Origin of the sequence: Shewanella sp. GXUN23E (assembly GCF_050865035.1) — a bacterium.
Taxonomy (GTDB): domain Bacteria; phylum Pseudomonadota; class Gammaproteobacteria; order Enterobacterales; family Shewanellaceae; genus Shewanella.
The window spans coordinates 178,771-194,851 of record NZ_JBOZWP010000006.1; the positions used below are offsets into that span (position 1 = coordinate 178,771).

The window sequence follows — 16,081 nt, forward strand, 5'->3', positions numbered from 1 at the left end:
TCTTGTTGTATCGCTTCTGAGCTAGTCTGGGTCACAGAGATGAAAAAAAAGGCGCCTTGCGGCGCCTTAAACACATCATATCAATGTGGGATCACTGATATTCGTTACCAGATCTTCACCCGGTTGGCTTCCGGGATGTACATCTGGTCGCCTTCCTTCACTTCGAAGGTCTGATAGAACTCTGGCATGTTGGACAGCGAGCCGATGGCACGGAACTTGGCCGGTGAGTGCGGATCGGTGGCAACCCGGTTACGCAGTGCCTCTTCTTTGAACTTGGCGCGCCAGATCTGGGTAAAGCCGATAAAGAAGCGCTCATCGCCGGTCAGACCGTCGATCACCGGGGCTTCTTTGCCATTGAGCGACATCTTGTAGGCCTTGTAGGCGATGGTGACACCGGACAGATCGCCGATGTTTTCGCCCAAGGTCAGCTCGCCATTGATAGGCAGATCATCAAACACCTGGTAACCGGCATATTGGTCAATCAGGGCTTTACCGCGTTTCTGGAACGCCGTCAGATCCTGCTCTGTCCACCAGTCCGTCAGATTGCCTTCACCATCATATTTGGCACCCTGATCATCAAAGCCATGGCCCATTTCGTGGCCGATGACCGCGCCGATACCGCCATAGTTAACCGCATCATCCGCTTCCATGTTGAAGAAAGGTGGCTGCAGAATGGCTGCCGGGAATACGATTTCGTTCATGGTGGGGTTGTAGTAGGCGTTGACGGTTTGCGGCGTCATAAACCATTCCCACTTCTGGATTGGGCCGCCGAGCTTGGCCAGGCTGCGATCATGCTCAACCTGTGAGGCGCGGATCTTGTTACCCACCAGATCGTCGGATTTGATCACCAGCGCATCGTAGTCCTGCCACTGATCCGGATAACCGATTTTTGGGGTGAACTTGGCGAGTTTATCCTTGGCTTTCACCTTGGTTTCTTCGCTCATCCAATCCAGTTCCTCAATGCTCTGACCATAGGCTTTACGCAGGTTTTCAACCAGTTCCTGCATCCGCTCTTTGGCTTCAGGGGCGAAGTGCTGCTTCACATAAACCTTACCGACCACTTCACCCAGGGTGCTGTTGACGGACGCCACGCCACGCTTCCAGCGGGGCTCCTGCTCCTGCTGGCCGTTGAGGGTCTTGGCGAAGAAGTTGAAGTTTTCGTTATCCAGATCTTCGCTCAGCAGTGAGGCGTAGTTGGTCAGCAGTTGCCATTCCAGATAGGTTTTCCACTCATTCAGCGGAATGGTATCTATGATGCCCGCCAATCCTGTGATGTAGCTTGGCTGGTTGATGATGATGTCTGGCTGCTTGTCACCGCCCAGGACCTTGAGGTAACCCTCCCAGTTAAAGTTGGGTGCCAGTTGCTTGAGATCGGCCAGTTTATAAGGGTTGTACGCCTTGGTGGAGTCGCGGGTTTCGACCACATCCCAGTGATGCTCGGCAATGGCAGTTTCCAGCGCCAGCACGGTTTGAGCTGCCTGTTTGGCGTTGTCAAAACCGGCCAGGGTAAACATCTTTTCAATGTGTTCCAGATAGGCTTTGCGGATATTGACGAAGCGCTCGTCCTGATTGAAGTAGTAGTCTTTCTCCGGCAGGCTCAGGCCATATTGCCAGATATGGGTGGCATAACGGCTGGAGTTTTTGGCATCCACTCCGATGTAGAAAGCCATGGGGGTGCCGCTGCCGATGATCTGGCTGTGGGCGAAGTATTCCGCCAGCTGATCTTTGTTTTCGATGGCGGCAATTTGTGCCAGTTCAGATTCCAGCGGCTTGATGCCCAGTTTGTTAAGGGCGTCAACGTCCATATAAGAGCGGTACAGATCCGCCACTTTCTGCTCGTCGCTGCCGGGTGTCAGATTCTGCTGCGCCGCCACTGCTTCGATAATGGCTTTGACATCTTCTTTGGATTTTTCACGCAGATCGTAGAAGGCACCGATAGAAGTACGGTCAGCAGGAATGTCGGCCGCCTTGAGCCAGGCACCGTTTACATAAGTGTAGAAGTCGTCCTGTGGACGTACTGTGCGGTCGAAATTATCAAACTCGACACCTGAATTCAGGCTGACGGCCACGGCTTCAGCGACCTGAGTTGGAGCAACCTGTGGTACTTCTGAAACCTTATTGTCACTGCAAGCGGACAGTGACGCGATGGCGCACAGCCCCAATGCGCCCAAGACTGACTTTTTCATGCTGATTCCTTGTAATTTTTCCCCTGGCAGGTTGATTTGTTGGTGGATAAACCTGCCTTTGATCAAGGTCACATGCTAAAGCATGTTGGGTAAATGTAAATGGCTTAACCAATACAGAGTGTCAGTAACTGTAACGAATCGTTAACTGCTTGGTTTGGCATAGATTGTCGCGACGGATTCAGGAGCGTGAACGAGCAAATGACTTTGTTATTTGGCACCTGACGGCGATAATGGCACCAGCAATCGAATAAGGCAGGGAATTACCGTGCGTCTGGATAAATTTATTTGTGAAAGTACCAGTCTGACCCGCAGTCTGGCCAAAAAAGCGCTGCACCGTGGCGAGGTGTGCTGTAACGGTGAGGTGGTTAAAGACTCGTCTTTTAAGGTCACTCCCGATATGCACATCACCCTGGATGGGGAAACTCTCAGTCTGATCGGACTGCGTTACCTGATGATGCACAAGCCGGAGGGAATCATCTGCTCCACCCAGGATGAAGAGTATCAGTGTGTACTGAGCCTGCTGGACATTGAAAAGCCGGAGCTGCTGCATATTGCCGGGCGGCTGGATGTGGACACCACTGGCCTGGTGCTGATCACCGATGATGGTCAGTGGTCGCATCAGATCACCTCACCGAAAAAAGCCTGTGGCAAACGCTACCGGGTGACTGTGGCGGATCCTTTGTCGCCTGAGCTGGTGGCGCAATTTGCGCAAGGTGTTCAACTGAACGGCGAAGATGGACTAACCCGGCCGGCCAAGCTGGAGATACAGTCTTCCCATGAAGCTCTGCTGACCATCATGGAAGGCAAATATCATCAGGTGAAACGCATGTTTGGCGCAGTGGGTAACAAGGTGGTGGGGCTGCACCGTGAAGCCGTTGGGCCGCTGGAGCTGGATGCGGATCTGCAGCCCGGCGAGTGGCGTTATCTGACTGATGCTGAGGTCGAGGCGGTGCGTCAGGGCAGAAGCTGACAGTCATCTTTGCAGTGATACTACAAAAAGGCCTTCCGAGTGGAAGGCTTTTGCTTTTTAATCACAGGATATGAGTGAATAGCGACTATCAGGGCCTGATGACTCTGGCATATCTGCTATTTGGCAAGTGTCAGTGTTCCGCTGATGGTATTGATGACCACTGTGCCATTTCCTGAGCCACTGTTGAATATCAGTGATTGCTGCCTGGAGTACTTGTCCTTTTGCGGCTTGTCATCACTCAATTGATTAACGACTTTGCCGCCCGGTCCGCCATTGATGACAAATCTGGCATTGGGCAATTGACTGACTATCAGCTGAATATCTCCACTGACGCTGTCCAGTTTAGCCTCTGTCAGCGCGCCGCCAACATGAGCCTGCACATCACCGCTGACGCTGTTGAGTTTTAACTGGGACAGTTGTGGCGCCGCCAGCTCAACTTCGCCCGACACGGTTTCCAGTTTGACTGCACTTGCATTGGTATTGATAACCATATTGCCGCTGACATTGGCCAGCGCCAGATCCCCGTCACTTTTGCTGATCTGTATCTCACCTGACACGCTGGCAAGCTCCATGGTCTGTGAAATGCGTTGCGCAGTAATATCTCCGGAGATGGTTTTTACCCGCAGTGGACCTGTGATGTCCTCAAGCAGCATATCGCCGCTGACGTTTTGCAGTGAGACCCAGGCATTGATTCCAGAGATACGATAGTCGCTGGAGATACCTTCGCCGTTAATGTTGGTGGCTGCCGGCAGCCAAATGGTGAGACTGGAGCCGTCACCCTTGCCGGTGTAACTGCGGGGCATGGTGTCTTCAATCACCACCTGATTGCCATCGACGACAAACCTGAGCCCCTCGGTGAGTTCATCCAGCGTGCCTTTGACCTGAATTTCAGATTTATCCCAGCTGCTGATGTTGACCCTGCCACGCTGCACTTTGATGCTGACTTCAGCATTTTCTGGCACAGCCTGGCGCTCATCGACGGTCTGTGCAGCTAACGCCAGTGCAGGCCACAGCAACGCGCCGGCAAGCCAAAGTGAAGTTGTTAGTCTGAATGTCATATCTGTGCTCCTTTCCATTGGCCGGATACCACCTGGTTATCCAGCAAGAGTTTGATTTGCTGCTGATGCAGCCATAACCACATATCCCATAACGCCGTGTTTTGCGGACTTTGCTCCAATGCCTGATAGACCTGTTGTTCTGCCTGAATAAGCTGTGTCATCGCCAACTCTATGGCCTGTTGCTCCTGACTGACGTGCCAGCTTACCGGCCTGACCTGCAGCTGTATTTGCGCCATCTGTTGCTGGTGTGTCTCGCGGGTAGATTCAACCAGCGCCAGTAATGCCGGATCGGCTGTCATCACTTGTGGGCGGGACAGTTGCCATCCCAGCAGCAATCCGGCGATCAGGAGGCTGGCAGCGACCGGTGTTTTCCAGCCAAAACCGGTTGTAGTCACAGGTGCCAATTGTGCCCGGATCCCGGGCCACAGATCCCGCTTTGGCGTAATCTCCCGCGGAGCTGAGGCAATCAGGTCATCGAGGAGTGTGTCTTTGTCAGTCATTGAGCATCTCCTTCAGCAAATTTCTGGCCCTGTGATACTGGGCCTTGCTGGTGCCGGTCGCTATGTTGAGCAAAACGGCGATTTCGTCATGTTGATAGCCTTCCAGTGCATGCAGTACAAACACCAACCTGGCCTGCCTGGGCAATCGAACAACGAGTCTGTCCAGACCTTGATAACCGGCGTGCTGGGTGGCAATGTCTGTCTCTGCCGATTGAAAGCGTTGCCAGAAATGCCGTTGCCGTCGCAGTGCTCCAAGGCAGTGATTGATACACAGGCGGTGCAGCCAGGTCGTAAACGCTGAACGGCCATCGAACAGCGCCAGCTTGTGCCACAAATGGACAAAGCAATCCTGAGTCAATTCTTCGGCTGTGCGGATATCGGTAGTTAATCTCAGTGCAATGGCGTAAACCCGATTTTTATGACGCAGATATAACTGCTGGAATGCCTGTTCATCGCCACTCTGTGCGTGTTTCAGCAAATCCTGATCGTCCATGTCATTGTTCTGAGAAGGTTGCACAGCCCTGATGTCCTGTTGTGGTTGTATGCCGGTTTTTATTGCATTTGATGCCGGAGTTCAGGTTTTGGTTTAAATCTGCTTAAAAAATATTCTGTCGTGCTCAATAAATCCGGACAGGGAACGATATAGACAGGTGATTGCGTTGACATCTTCATGACAAACATCGCACTTTTGCATACGAATGAGTGAGTTGTGTGCATGATGGCGTAGCATTACATATTCGCAACAAAGTTGCGAACCACATGATGATTGGTCAAATCCAGGTCATAAGAAAAACAGCGGGAACAGATATGTTGATTCGTCGGAAGTTGGTACTGAACGCTTTGTTGGGGTTAGTTACCGTGTTGCTGGTTTATGGACTGCAGAGTAAGGCCCAGTCGACTCAGGCTGAGTTGGACAGGGCTGCCCGGCATATCGTGGAGCTGGAGCGGGATGTGCTCAGCCTGAGAAAAGACGAAAAGGACTTTTTTGACAGACTGGATGAGCAGTATGCTCAGCGTCATCAGTCAGACCGCCAGCAACTTCTGGCTGCTGCGGCAGAGTTACAGGCGATATTTGAATCTTTTGGTATCGATCCTCAGGTTTTACAGCAGTTGGTCGCCAGCGGTCAGCAATATGCCAAAAGTTTTGATAGTGCGGTCGAGCAACAAAAGCAGATTGGCCTGACACCGACTTCCGGTCTGTACGGAAAACTGCGCGAGGCTGTGCATAATGTTGAACTCAAACTGCAGAATGAAGAGCAGAATGTGCTGTCGGTATTGATGTTGCAGTTAAGGCGCAATGAGAAGGACTTTATGCTCAGACTGGATACCCGTTATTTGGATCTGTTTCAGAAGAACATAGAGGAATTTTCCCGGGCCTTGCAGACATCAGGCTTGCCAGAGGCGACTCAGCGGGAGGTGAGCCGGATGATGCTGGAGTATCAGCAGGCGTTTATCGCGCTGGTGAAGGGCGAGCAGCAATTGGGACTGTCCGGAGCGCAGGGACTGCGTGGCGAACTGACCACACTGAGTACCCGGATGGATGAATTGTTCGCGGTACTCAAACAGCAAACCAGTACTGAATTGAGCGCGCAGAAGCAGCAAATCTCGGTCATGACCATAGCACTTTTATCTGTTATTGCGATTGCTCTTGGACTGTTCACTGTCACTATTATCCGCAGTATTGTACGTCCGGTTGAGGCCATCACAGCCGTGATTACCCGGGTTGAAACCGAGCGGGATTTGACGTTGCGCTGTGATACGGCAAGGCAGGATGAGCTGGGGCAAATTGCGCTGCACTTCAACAATATGCTGGAAAACTTTCAGGCACTTATCTGTCAGGTTAATCAGTCGGTTGCTCAGGTGAATGCCTCGTGCCTGTCATTGTCGGAAACGGCCAAACAGACCTCCCACGGTATTACCAGTCAGCTGAATGAAACCGATATGGTGGCCACGGCAATTACCGAGATGGGAGCGACTATCGAAGAGATCGCCAATAACACAGAGCTGGCTGCTGCCAGGGCGGGAACAACCCATGAAAATGCGTTGCAGGGACAGCAAAGTGTCGAACGGACCATCAGCATGATCCAGGAGCTGGCAGCTAAGCTGGATACCAGTGTTGAGGTGGTCGCCAAACTGGCTGCCGATGGGGAAACCATCGGAAAAGTGCTGGATGTGATCCGTAGTATTGCCGACCAGACCAATCTGCTGGCACTTAATGCGGCGATTGAAGCGGCGCGGGCCGGAGAGCAGGGCAGAGGGTTTGCTGTCGTTGCCGATGAAGTCAGGTCGCTGGCGATGCGCACTCAGGACTCGACCAATGAGATTGCGAGCATCATAGATAACCTGCAAAAGCGGACCCAGACTGTGGTGGATATGATGCACCAAAGTCAGTATCAGGGCAGTGAGAGTGCCCGCCAGGCGGAATCGACCGGAGGGGCGCTGCAGCAAATTAACCAGGATATCAGTAATATCATGGACATGAGTACGCAAATCGCTGCGGCCATTGAACAGCAGAGTATGGTTGCCAACGAGGTGAACAAGAATGTGCTGGCGATCCGTGACATTGCTGAATCTTCGTCAAAAGCGGCAATAGCCAATGCCCGTGACAGTGCGATACTGGAGGATAAAGCGTCGGAATTATTGGCGTCGGTCAGTAGGTTCAAGGCCTGATCTCAAAAGCCCTGTGTATTTGAGCGAGTGACTGTGACGTTAACTTGCCCTGATACATGGGGCTTTTTTATATGAGGGGACAGGTCTATGGGGATTATTCTGCCATCGTCGGGACGCATTGTTGTGAGTAATGGATGGGCACAAACGGATACTCTCGCAATGTTTGTGCTCGTTATGCTGATGATGCAATCACCTGTTTGCCTCAGCAGATAAATACACTGAGATAAAAGGAGACACTTGTGCTCAGTTAATCCCGGATTAAGAGAGATGAAGAAAGGAGACGGGCATAGAGATCTTCGATGACCCAGGAGCGAATTTACCGCAGATACAAAAAAGCCTCGCAGAGCGAGGCTTTTTTGTATTTCAATGTGGTACAGGTGAGAAGACTTGAACTTCCACGCCCGTAAGGGCACTAGCACCTGAAGCTAGCGTGTCTACCAATTCCACCACACCTGCATTGAACTTTTAAACTCTTTACCTTTGGTAGCAGACTTTACAGTCTAAGTAAAGAGTGGTGCCCGAACCCGGAATCGAACCAGGGACACGCGGATTTTCAATCCGCTGCTCTACCAACTGAGCTATTCGGGCAAAACTACTTGATAAACCCGATGTTTATCTCTTTATCGTGTACCACAAGGCCACAATAAAGCCTGTATTTGGTACAGGTGAGAAGACTTGAACTTCCACGCCCGTAAGGGCACTAGCACCTGAAGCTAGCGTGTCTACCAATTCCACCACACCTGCATTGTGAACAGTAAACTCTTTACCTTTGGTAGAAGACATTAAATGTCAGAGTAAAGAGTGGTGCCCGAACCCGGAATCGAACCAGGGACACGCGGATTTTCAATCCGCTGCTCTACCAACTGAGCTATTCGGGCTTTAGCAGCTTTAATTCACCGCTAAAAAAACCTCGACGTCATCGAGGTCTTATAAATTGGTACAGGTGAGAAGACTTGAACTTCCACGCCCGTAAGGGCACTAGCACCTGAAGCTAGCGTGTCTACCAATTCCACCACACCTGCATTGTTTTGTTGTTAATCAAATCGTCAGAAATTGGTACAGGTGAGAAGACTTGAACTTCCACGCCCGTAAGGGCACTAGCACCTGAAGCTAGCGTGTCTACCAATTCCACCACACCTGCACTGACGACCTGTGTGATCAACAACTTTTAAGCAAGATTGGTACAGGTGAGAAGACTTGAACTTCCACGCCCGTAAGGGCACTAGCACCTGAAGCTAGCGTGTCTACCAATTCCACCACACCTGCACTGTACTATCTTGCTTACGCTCTATAACTTAGCCTGTTCAGCACCAAAGTTAAAGAGTGGTGCCCGAACCCGGAATCGAACCAGGGACACGCGGATTTTCAATCCGCTGCTCTACCAACTGAGCTATTCGGGCGACGGCGTGCATTAAAAAGCTTTTGCGGATTTGAGTCAACACTTTTCTGTGTGAAAACCAAAAAACCGGTTTGTTTGCACAAGAAACGCCCGCAAACGCCTATGTTGCTGAGTTTTTGGGCAAAATGACTGGTCTGAGGCAGTTACGGAAATGGCTGCTTGTTGGCTTACCTGGTTGTGCTGGTGCCATTGCCGCCATTCCGGGGCTACCTGCCAGCAGCGATGCGCTTGCATACTCGCTTGTTGAGCTTAATCGGGGTGGCGTTATCTGATGATGTCGAGTGATGATGGATATTGTTGAAAGCGAGGCTGAGTATCGTCACGGACTAATAGCTGCCGCAGGTACCAATAACAGTGGCCGGAGGATGCGGGACTTTAGTGGGGCTCAGGTCGGTTTGCTGTCATCGAAGAGTGATTCGGCTTTGGTACTGACAATCATATGCGTATTAAAAGTTATGGTCCCTGAGTGATTTTTTAAAGACGATGGCTTGTCTGTTGATTGTCTGCCTGCCATTGGATTGGTGGGCTATTTAATGGCAGATGGCCTTAGCCGCTTGGAAGTGAATAGCTATACCTCTGGTCACCTCTCCTTTATTTTTTGTTCGCCAGCTGCCTGAGGTCGGTCAGAAGATCAAAATCTGTAGATAGCAGCCAGGCTATCACCGTTTATTGATGCAGTGATGTGCGTTTGATAGCGGTTCATTCATATAGACATATGTCGGTATGGCGATACGGCTTGGCCATAGGTGGCGAGGACTGCTGCGAATGCGGGATATTTTGTTTAACAGACCTTGTGAATATGACAACGCCCCAATTAAAGGGGCGTTGCTGAAGTATTGGATGGCTAGGTTTAGCCAGCGACCAGTTTGTTGTCAGGATAATTGGCCTTCATTACCTGCAGTACATGCTCACGCAGTTTTTCCTGGCCAAGTTCCTTATAGGCTTCGGCCATAATTTCCAGCGCGCGTTCAGTTGACGGTGTACCCGGGTAGGTTTCCATCACGGACTGGGCGCGCACGGCTGCGGCGCTCCAGGCATTCATCTTCAGATAGTATTCAGCGACATCAATAGAGTAGCGGGCCAGACGGTCTTTCAGCCATTGCATCCGCTGTTGTGCATCGGCTGCATATTTGCTGTTGGGGTACATCTTAATCAGCCGTTCAAAGTCCTTGAACGCCTGCATTGCATGTTTGGGATCTCTGTCAGTGCGGTCAATGCCCAGCATATCGTGGAACATGTAGCTGTCAGACTGCATATTCACCAGACCACGCATATAGTAGACGTAGTCGATGTCGGGATGAGTTGGGTTCAGTCGAATGAAGCGGTCAATATTGGCAATGCCGGAAGCGGGATCGTTCAGCTTATAGTATGCATAAATCAGATCCAGCTGTACCTGAGTCTTGTGTGCGCCAAAGGGATAACGTGAGTCCAGCGCTTCCAGAGTGCGAACTGCCTTGGAGAAATTTCCCAGTTCCATAGACGTTCTGGCCTGAGTATACAGGGCTTCGGGTGACTGTTTGGACAGGGTTTCATCCAGCTCGTTGTTACTGCTACATGCTGAAATCGCTAAGGAAATCATGACAACTGCAGCGCACTTGGCAAATCTAGACATAGGAGAATTCAATTCTTTTATAAGTTGTAGTTAAGAATTTTTCCATTTCACGATAAAATAGAAACAATCCGATTGTAACAGATAGCACTTTCTTATTGGACCCCAAATCCGGGGGACGGTTCCTTATGGCTCAAGAGATTAATCTAAAAAGCGAGATTTCAGCAACTCAAACAGGGCTGAGATTGGATCAGGCATTGGCTGAGTTGTTCCCTGACTACTCGCGCACCCGTATCAAGGAATGGATCGTATCCGGTGCCGTATATGTAGACGGGGTCAAGGTAGATAAGCCCCGTGAAAAAGTTCTCGAATCACAGCAGATCGAAATCGAGGCAACACTTCCTGAAGAAGTGCTGGCCGAGGCGCAGGCCATCGATCTGGATATTGTGTACGAAGATGACCACATTCTGGTGATCAATAAGCAGGCTGGTTTGGTGGTTCATCCAGGTGCCGGTAACACCAGTGGTACCCTGATGAATGCCCTGCTGCATCATTGCCCTGAGATTGAGTTGGTGCCGCGTGCCGGTATCGTTCATCGTCTGGATAAAGACACCACAGGTTTGATGGTGGTGGCCAAGACTGTTGAAGCGCAAACTCACCTGGTTGCCGCGCTGCAGGCACGGGAAATCACCCGCGAATATGAGGCCATCTGTATTGGCACCATGACGGCGGGCGGTACTGTGGATGCGCCGATTGGTCGTCATGCCACCAAGCGCACTCATATGGCGGTGATCCATAATGGTCGTCCTTCTGTGACCCATTATCGTGTGGCGGAGAAATTCCGTGCCCACACCCGCCTGCGTCTGCGTCTGGAAACCGGTCGTACCCACCAGATCCGTGTGCATATGGCGCATATTGGCCATGTGTTGGTCGGTGATCCTGTCTATGGTGGTCGTCCTCGCCCACCAAAGGCCGCCAGCGCAGAATTCTCTGAAGTGCTGCGTAACTTCAAGCGTCAGGCATTGCACGCTGTGCGTCTGGAGCTGGTGCACCCCTTCGATATGGAAATCATGAGCTTCCAGGCTCCTGTTCCTGCCGATATGGTGGAGCTGACCAAGGCACTGCGTAAAGACACCCAGGAACATCCCATGGAGTACATCTAAGGGTGTTTGCCTGGTCTGTGCCCGATAATGTCGGCTTTGCTGTGTCTACCCGTGATGGGGGAGTCAGCTTGCCGCCTTTTAACAGCCTGAATTTAGGGGATCATGTTGATGATGATCCCAGGGCTGTGGCTGAAAATCGCCGTCGGGTGCAAGCTTTATTTGCTATGCCGGGCCAACCAGTGTGGCTTGAACAGGTGCATGGTACTGATGTAGTGACTCTGCCACTGAATCCACTTGAGGTGCACGCCAATCGGGCGGATGCCAGCTATACCAAACTGCCGGGTCAGGTTTGCGCTGTAATGACGGCAGATTGCCTGCCGATCCTCCTGTGTGATCGTCAGGGCACCGAGGTAGCGGCGGTACATGCAGGCTGGCGCGGGCTGTGTAATGGCGTGATAGAAGCGGCGCTACAGAAGTTCCTAGCACCGGCATGCGATATTCAGGCGCTGATTGGTCCAGCAATTGGTCCGACAGCATTTGAGGTCGGGGCAGAGGTCAGGGAGGCTTTTGTCATCGCCGATATCGCGGCAGACAAGGCGTTTTTGCCCGCATCGCCCGGTAAATACTTCGGTAATCTTGAAATGTTGGCTCATCAGCGTTTGGTTGCGGCCGGGATTACGGATATTCACTGCACTTCTGAGTGCACTTATACTTTATCTGAAAAATATTTTTCTTATCGTAAAAGCCCAAAAACCGGGCGTTTTGCGTCATTTATCTGGTTGAAAAACTAATCTCCCCTTGAAATCCCTTCGATAACCACCATCTTGATTGTAGGCAGATATGCCGGGAGATAATCCCTAATTTGCTGGCGCAATCAAATTTTCCTTTATCTTCCAGGCATATTCTGAAAATTCATGACCTTCGGGTCTCTTCTTTACCCTTTGGGGTAACACTATTTGGCTTTCATAAGGAGGTTATATGCGGCTTGATCGTATGACCAACAAATTCCAGATTGCCATTTCAGATGCTCAATCCCTGGCACTTGGCCGGGATAACCAGTTCATTGAACCCGTGCACCTGATGATGGCATTGCTTAATCAGGATGGTGGATCGATCCACCCTTTGCTGACACAGGCGGGGATCCGCGTCAGTAATCTGCGTTCTCTGCTCAGTCAGGAGCTGGAACGCCTGCCACAGGTGGACGGTACCGGCGGTGATGTACAATTGTCACAGGCGCTGGTTCGCTTGCTCAACCTGTGCGACAAGTTGGCGCAAAAGCGCAAAGACAAATACATTTCCAGTGAGCTGTTCGTATTGGCGGCCCTGGAAGGCAACGACACCCTGGCGCGCCTTCTCAAAGAGTCCGGCGCGACCAAAGAATTGATGGAGAAAACCATAGAAGCGATTCGTGGTGGTCAGAAAGTCGATGATCCTAATGCTGAGGATCAACGTCAGGCTTTAAAAAAATACACAGTCGATCTGACTGAACGTGCCGAGCAGGGCAAACTTGATCCTGTGATTGGTCGTGATGATGAAATTCGTCGCACCATTCAGGTGCTGCAACGTCGCAGTAAAAACAACCCTGTATTGATCGGTGAGCCGGGTGTCGGTAAAACCGCTATTGTTGAAGGGCTGGCCCAGCGTATTGTTAACGGCGAAGTGCCTGAAGGCATCAAGAACAAGCGGGTATTGTCGCTGGATCTCGGCGCCTTGGTTGCCGGTGCCAAATACCGCGGTGAGTTTGAAGAACGTCTGAAGGCGGTACTGAATGAGCTGGCTCAGGAAGAGGGGCAGGTGATCCTGTTCATCGATGAGCTGCATACTATGGTGGGTGCCGGTAAGAGTGACGGCGCCATGGATGCCGGTAATATGCTCAAACCTGCACTGGCCCGTGGTGAGCTGCACTGTGTGGGCGCCACAACCCTGGATGAATACCGTCAATATATAGAGAAAGATGCGGCGCTTGAGCGACGTTTCCAGAAAGTGTTGGTGGATGAACCCAGCGTGGAAGACACCATTGCCATTCTGCGTGGTCTGAAAGAGCGTTATGAGCTACACCATCATGTGGAAATTACCGACCCGGCCATTGTGGCGGCGGCCAGTATGTCCCACAGATATATCTCTGATCGCAAGCTGCCTGATAAGGCCATCGATCTCATCGACGAAGCGGCATCCAGCATTCGTATGCAGATTGACTCCAAGCCAGAGCAGCTCGACAGACTTGAGCGACGTGCTATTCAGCTCAAGCTGGAAGAACAGGCCCTGAGCAAAGAAAACGACGAGGCAAGCCGTAAGCGTCTGGCCATTCTGCGTGAAGAGCTACGGGATATTGAGGCCAAAGCGGCTGAGCTGAACGAGATTTGGTACACAGAGAAGGCCGCGCTTGCTGGTACTCAGCAGATTAAAGCGGACCTTGAACAGGCCAGAATGGATCTGGAAGTGGCGCGCCGCGCCGGCGATCTGACCCGTATGTCTGAGCTGCAGTATGGCCGTATTCCTGAACTGGAAAAACAGCTGGACTTAGCCTCTCAGGCCGAGATGCAGGATATGACGCTGCTGCGCAACAAAGTCACTGACGTGGAAATTGCCGAAGTGCTGTCCAAAGCCACAGGTATTCCGGTCGCCAAAATGCTGGAAGGCGAGCGTGAAAAACTGCTGCAGATGGAAGGCGCGCTGCATCAGCGGGTAATTGGACAGAATGAAGCGGTAGATGCGGTGGCCAATGCGATACGTCGTAGTCGTGCCGGGCTGGCGGATCCCAATCGTCCCATTGGCTCCTTCCTGTTCCTTGGCCCTACCGGCGTCGGTAAAACCGAGCTGTGTAAAACGCTGGCGCAATTCCTGTTCGACAGTGAATCGGCATTGGTGCGCATTGATATGTCGGAGTTCATGGAGAAACACTCTGTGTCCCGTCTGGTCGGTGCGCCTCCAGGATATGTGGGTTATGAAGAAGGCGGTTATCTGACCGAAGCGGTACGTCGCAAGCCTTATTCGGTTATTCTGCTCGATGAAGTCGAGAAGGCGCACCCGGATGTGTTTAACATTCTGCTGCAGGTTTTGGACGATGGACGTCTGACCGATGGTCAGGGGCGTACAGTGGATTTCCGCAATACTGTGGTGATCATGACCTCTAATCTGGGGTCTGACGTTATCCAGGATAAATTCGGTAGTTTCTCTTATGCCGATATGAAAGCTGACGTAATGGAAGTGGTGAACAAATATTTCCGTCCTGAATTCCTCAACCGGATTGATGAGACTGTGGTATTCCATCCGCTGGATGCCGAAAACATCAAGCGCATTGCGGATATTCAGATAGGTTCTCTGCGTAAGCGTCTGGCTGAAAAAGACTTCGAACTGGAAGTGTCCGCCGATGCGCTGGCATTGATTGCAGACGCAGGATTCGACCCAGTCTTTGGTGCAAGACCTCTGAAGCGGGCATTGCAGCAGGAGATTGAAAACCCATTGGCACAACGCTTGCTGAAAGGTGAGTTAATCCCGGGTAAAGCCATTAAAGTTGGTGTAGACGGGGATAGTCTGAGCTTCACCCAGTGAATTAAGCGCTAACTTAATTCTGAAGAGGTTTAGCAACAAACATAGCAAAGGGGCACTGAACAGTGCCCCTTTTCTTGTTTTTTCGTTCCAGTGAATGGCAATAATCCTGACTATCTGTGAATTATTGTTCGCAGAACAATTTGACTCTTTGTTGATTTTCTTTAATCGCTGCCTGTTTATCCTCATCAGACATCATCACCATTTCTCCCTCTTTCTCGCCGGGTTTACTGATCTGTGCATGGCTGAGTAATACATTGAGATTGTGTTTGGCGTTATTGCAGATGTCTTCGGCCTGAGCGGCGTTCTTAGCTTTGATGGTGTCCGCTTGTTGTTGCAAAGGGTCATTGGTTGCTGGCTGATCATCTTTCCTCACGGGCGCGACACTGCCAATTCGCTGTGGTTCCAAATCGGCATTGCTCAGGCGGGTTACCTCAACCTCTCCTTCCGGCGGAAGTTGGCTATAGTGGCGAACCCCTTTATCGTCTACCCAGGTATATATGACGTCATTGGCATAAAGGGAGAAGCTGAACAGCAGCAGCGCTGCCAGTCTTACAAGTGTTGTCATAGAGCTATCCTTGCGTATTCGACTTATTTTTCTTGTGCTGGCGATAATTCCGTCAAATTAATCAATTCGATGGGTAAATTCAACGCGTTTTCCCAAAACAAGCGCAGCAAAGAGTCTGTTTTCTCATCATGTCGGCCTAATTATAGCCTTGTTGTGCAAAGTCTGGTCGCTTGATTCGGCGGTGAGAATAAAGCACTTGCGCAAATAAATCTGCTCCTTATAATACGCCCTCACTGACACGGCACACAGCGACAAACGGCGCGGTTTGCAGGTCAGGTCGGCAAGTGCCGAAGAGATGGAAAAGCAGCGTTGCAAACAACGCGTGATGATAAAATCATCGCTTGAAAATCTTCTTCAAAAAAGCGCTTGACGAAAGGGTTTTGAAGCGTAGAATACGCAGCCCTGACCCGGTGAAAACAAACATCGGTTGCTCTTTAACAATTAGACAGACAAGCAAATCTGTGTGGACATTCACAGTAGTTGATGAGGTCGACAAAGACTTATTCTCTCCTTCTCTTAATGAGATAGT

General features: G+C 51.1%; 11 protein-coding genes and 8 tRNA genes. 5 read left to right on the forward strand and 14 right to left on the reverse strand.

Annotation, left to right across the window (positions count from 1 at the left end; all coding sequences use genetic code 11):
* Window positions 1-104 precede the first annotated feature (104 nt).
* Entirely contained in the window at window positions 105-2,186 is a 2,082-nt protein-coding gene (locus ACRRUX_RS08235; RefSeq protein ID WP_432529074.1) for a M13 family metallopeptidase, read from the reverse strand.
* Between the two features lie 265 nt (window positions 2,187-2,451).
* Between ACRRUX_RS08235 and rsuA the strand changes: the two genes are divergently transcribed.
* Complete coding sequence (gene rsuA / locus ACRRUX_RS08240; protein ID WP_432529076.1) at window positions 2,452-3,156, forward strand: 16S rRNA pseudouridine(516) synthase RsuA; 705 nt, start codon at window positions 2,452-2,454, stop codon at window positions 3,154-3,156.
* A gap of 116 nt (window positions 3,157-3,272) precedes the next feature.
* On the opposite strand, the gene ACRRUX_RS08245 is transcribed toward rsuA, so the two are convergent.
* The 3 genes from ACRRUX_RS08245 to ACRRUX_RS08255 are packed head-to-tail and all read right to left on the reverse strand — an operon-like array spanning window position 3,273 to window position 5,207.
* Window positions 3,273-4,214: a DUF4097 family beta strand repeat-containing protein gene (locus ACRRUX_RS08245; protein WP_432529078.1), complete on the reverse strand. Its 942-nt coding sequence runs from the start codon at window positions 4,212-4,214 to the stop codon at window positions 3,273-3,275.
* The gene (locus tag ACRRUX_RS08250) at window positions 4,211-4,714 is read right to left on the reverse strand and encodes a hypothetical protein (RefSeq protein WP_432529081.1); all 504 of its coding nucleotides are present in this window, start codon (window positions 4,712-4,714) and stop codon (window positions 4,211-4,213) included. The genes ACRRUX_RS08245 and ACRRUX_RS08250 overlap by 4 nt, the downstream gene beginning before the upstream one ends.
* The gene (locus tag ACRRUX_RS08255; RefSeq protein ID WP_432529101.1) at window positions 4,707-5,207 is read right to left on the reverse strand and encodes an RNA polymerase sigma factor; all 501 of its coding nucleotides are present in this window, start codon (window positions 5,205-5,207) and stop codon (window positions 4,707-4,709) included. Before ACRRUX_RS08255 ends, ACRRUX_RS08250 begins: the two co-directional genes overlap by 8 nt.
* Before the next feature lie 314 nt (window positions 5,208-5,521).
* Here ACRRUX_RS08255 and ACRRUX_RS08260 point away from each other — a divergent pair, with 314 nt between their 5' ends.
* Complete coding sequence (locus ACRRUX_RS08260) at window positions 5,522-7,384, forward strand: methyl-accepting chemotaxis protein (protein ID WP_432529083.1); 1,863 nt, start codon at window positions 5,522-5,524, stop codon at window positions 7,382-7,384.
* A gap of 369 nt (window positions 7,385-7,753) precedes the next feature.
* Here the strand turns inward: ACRRUX_RS08260 and ACRRUX_RS08265 are convergent.
* From ACRRUX_RS08265 to ACRRUX_RS08305, 9 genes are all read right to left on the reverse strand, one after another.
* Window positions 7,754-7,840, reverse strand: a tRNA-Leu gene (locus tag ACRRUX_RS08265).
* A gap of 56 nt (window positions 7,841-7,896) precedes the next feature.
* Window positions 7,897-7,972, reverse strand: a tRNA-Phe gene (locus ACRRUX_RS08270).
* Between the two features lie 69 nt (window positions 7,973-8,041).
* A tRNA-Leu gene (locus tag ACRRUX_RS08275) sits at window positions 8,042-8,128 on the reverse strand.
* A 58-nt stretch (window positions 8,129-8,186) separates the two neighbouring features.
* A tRNA-Phe gene (locus ACRRUX_RS08280) sits at window positions 8,187-8,262 on the reverse strand.
* Between the two features lie 57 nt (window positions 8,263-8,319).
* Window positions 8,320-8,406, reverse strand: a tRNA-Leu gene (locus ACRRUX_RS08285).
* 32 nt (window positions 8,407-8,438) lie between these two features.
* Window positions 8,439-8,525: transfer RNA gene (locus tag ACRRUX_RS08290), tRNA-Leu, on the reverse strand.
* 38 nt (window positions 8,526-8,563) lie between these two features.
* Window positions 8,564-8,650 (reverse strand) — tRNA-Leu (locus ACRRUX_RS08295).
* A 58-nt stretch (window positions 8,651-8,708) separates the two neighbouring features.
* Window positions 8,709-8,784 (reverse strand) — tRNA-Phe (locus ACRRUX_RS08300).
* 849 nt (window positions 8,785-9,633) lie between these two features.
* The gene (locus tag ACRRUX_RS08305) at window positions 9,634-10,395 is read right to left on the reverse strand and encodes an outer membrane protein assembly factor BamD (RefSeq protein WP_432529085.1); all 762 of its coding nucleotides are present in this window, start codon (window positions 10,393-10,395) and stop codon (window positions 9,634-9,636) included.
* A gap of 125 nt (window positions 10,396-10,520) precedes the next feature.
* On the opposite strand from ACRRUX_RS08305, the gene rluD reads away from it, so the two are divergent.
* The 3 genes from rluD to clpB all read left to right on the forward strand — a co-directional run bounded on the left by rluD (window position 10,521) and on the right by clpB (window position 14,987).
* A complete protein-coding gene (rluD, locus tag ACRRUX_RS08310) occupies window positions 10,521-11,495 on the forward strand; it encodes a 23S rRNA pseudouridine(1911/1915/1917) synthase RluD (protein ID WP_432529087.1) in 975 nt (324 codons plus the stop codon).
* A gap of 2 nt (window positions 11,496-11,497) precedes the next feature.
* The gene (gene pgeF / locus ACRRUX_RS08315; protein WP_432529089.1) at window positions 11,498-12,226 is read left to right on the forward strand and encodes a peptidoglycan editing factor PgeF; all 729 of its coding nucleotides are present in this window, start codon (window positions 11,498-11,500) and stop codon (window positions 12,224-12,226) included.
* A 187-nt stretch (window positions 12,227-12,413) separates the two neighbouring features.
* Window positions 12,414-14,987, forward strand: coding sequence for an ATP-dependent chaperone ClpB (gene clpB / locus ACRRUX_RS08320; protein WP_432529091.1), 2,574 nt, complete (start codon window positions 12,414-12,416; stop codon window positions 14,985-14,987).
* A gap of 121 nt (window positions 14,988-15,108) precedes the next feature.
* On the opposite strand, the gene ACRRUX_RS08325 is transcribed toward clpB, so the two are convergent.
* Window positions 15,109-15,552: a DUF4124 domain-containing protein gene (locus tag ACRRUX_RS08325; protein WP_432529093.1), complete on the reverse strand. Its 444-nt coding sequence runs from the start codon at window positions 15,550-15,552 to the stop codon at window positions 15,109-15,111.
* Window positions 15,553-16,081: the final 529 nt, after the last annotated feature.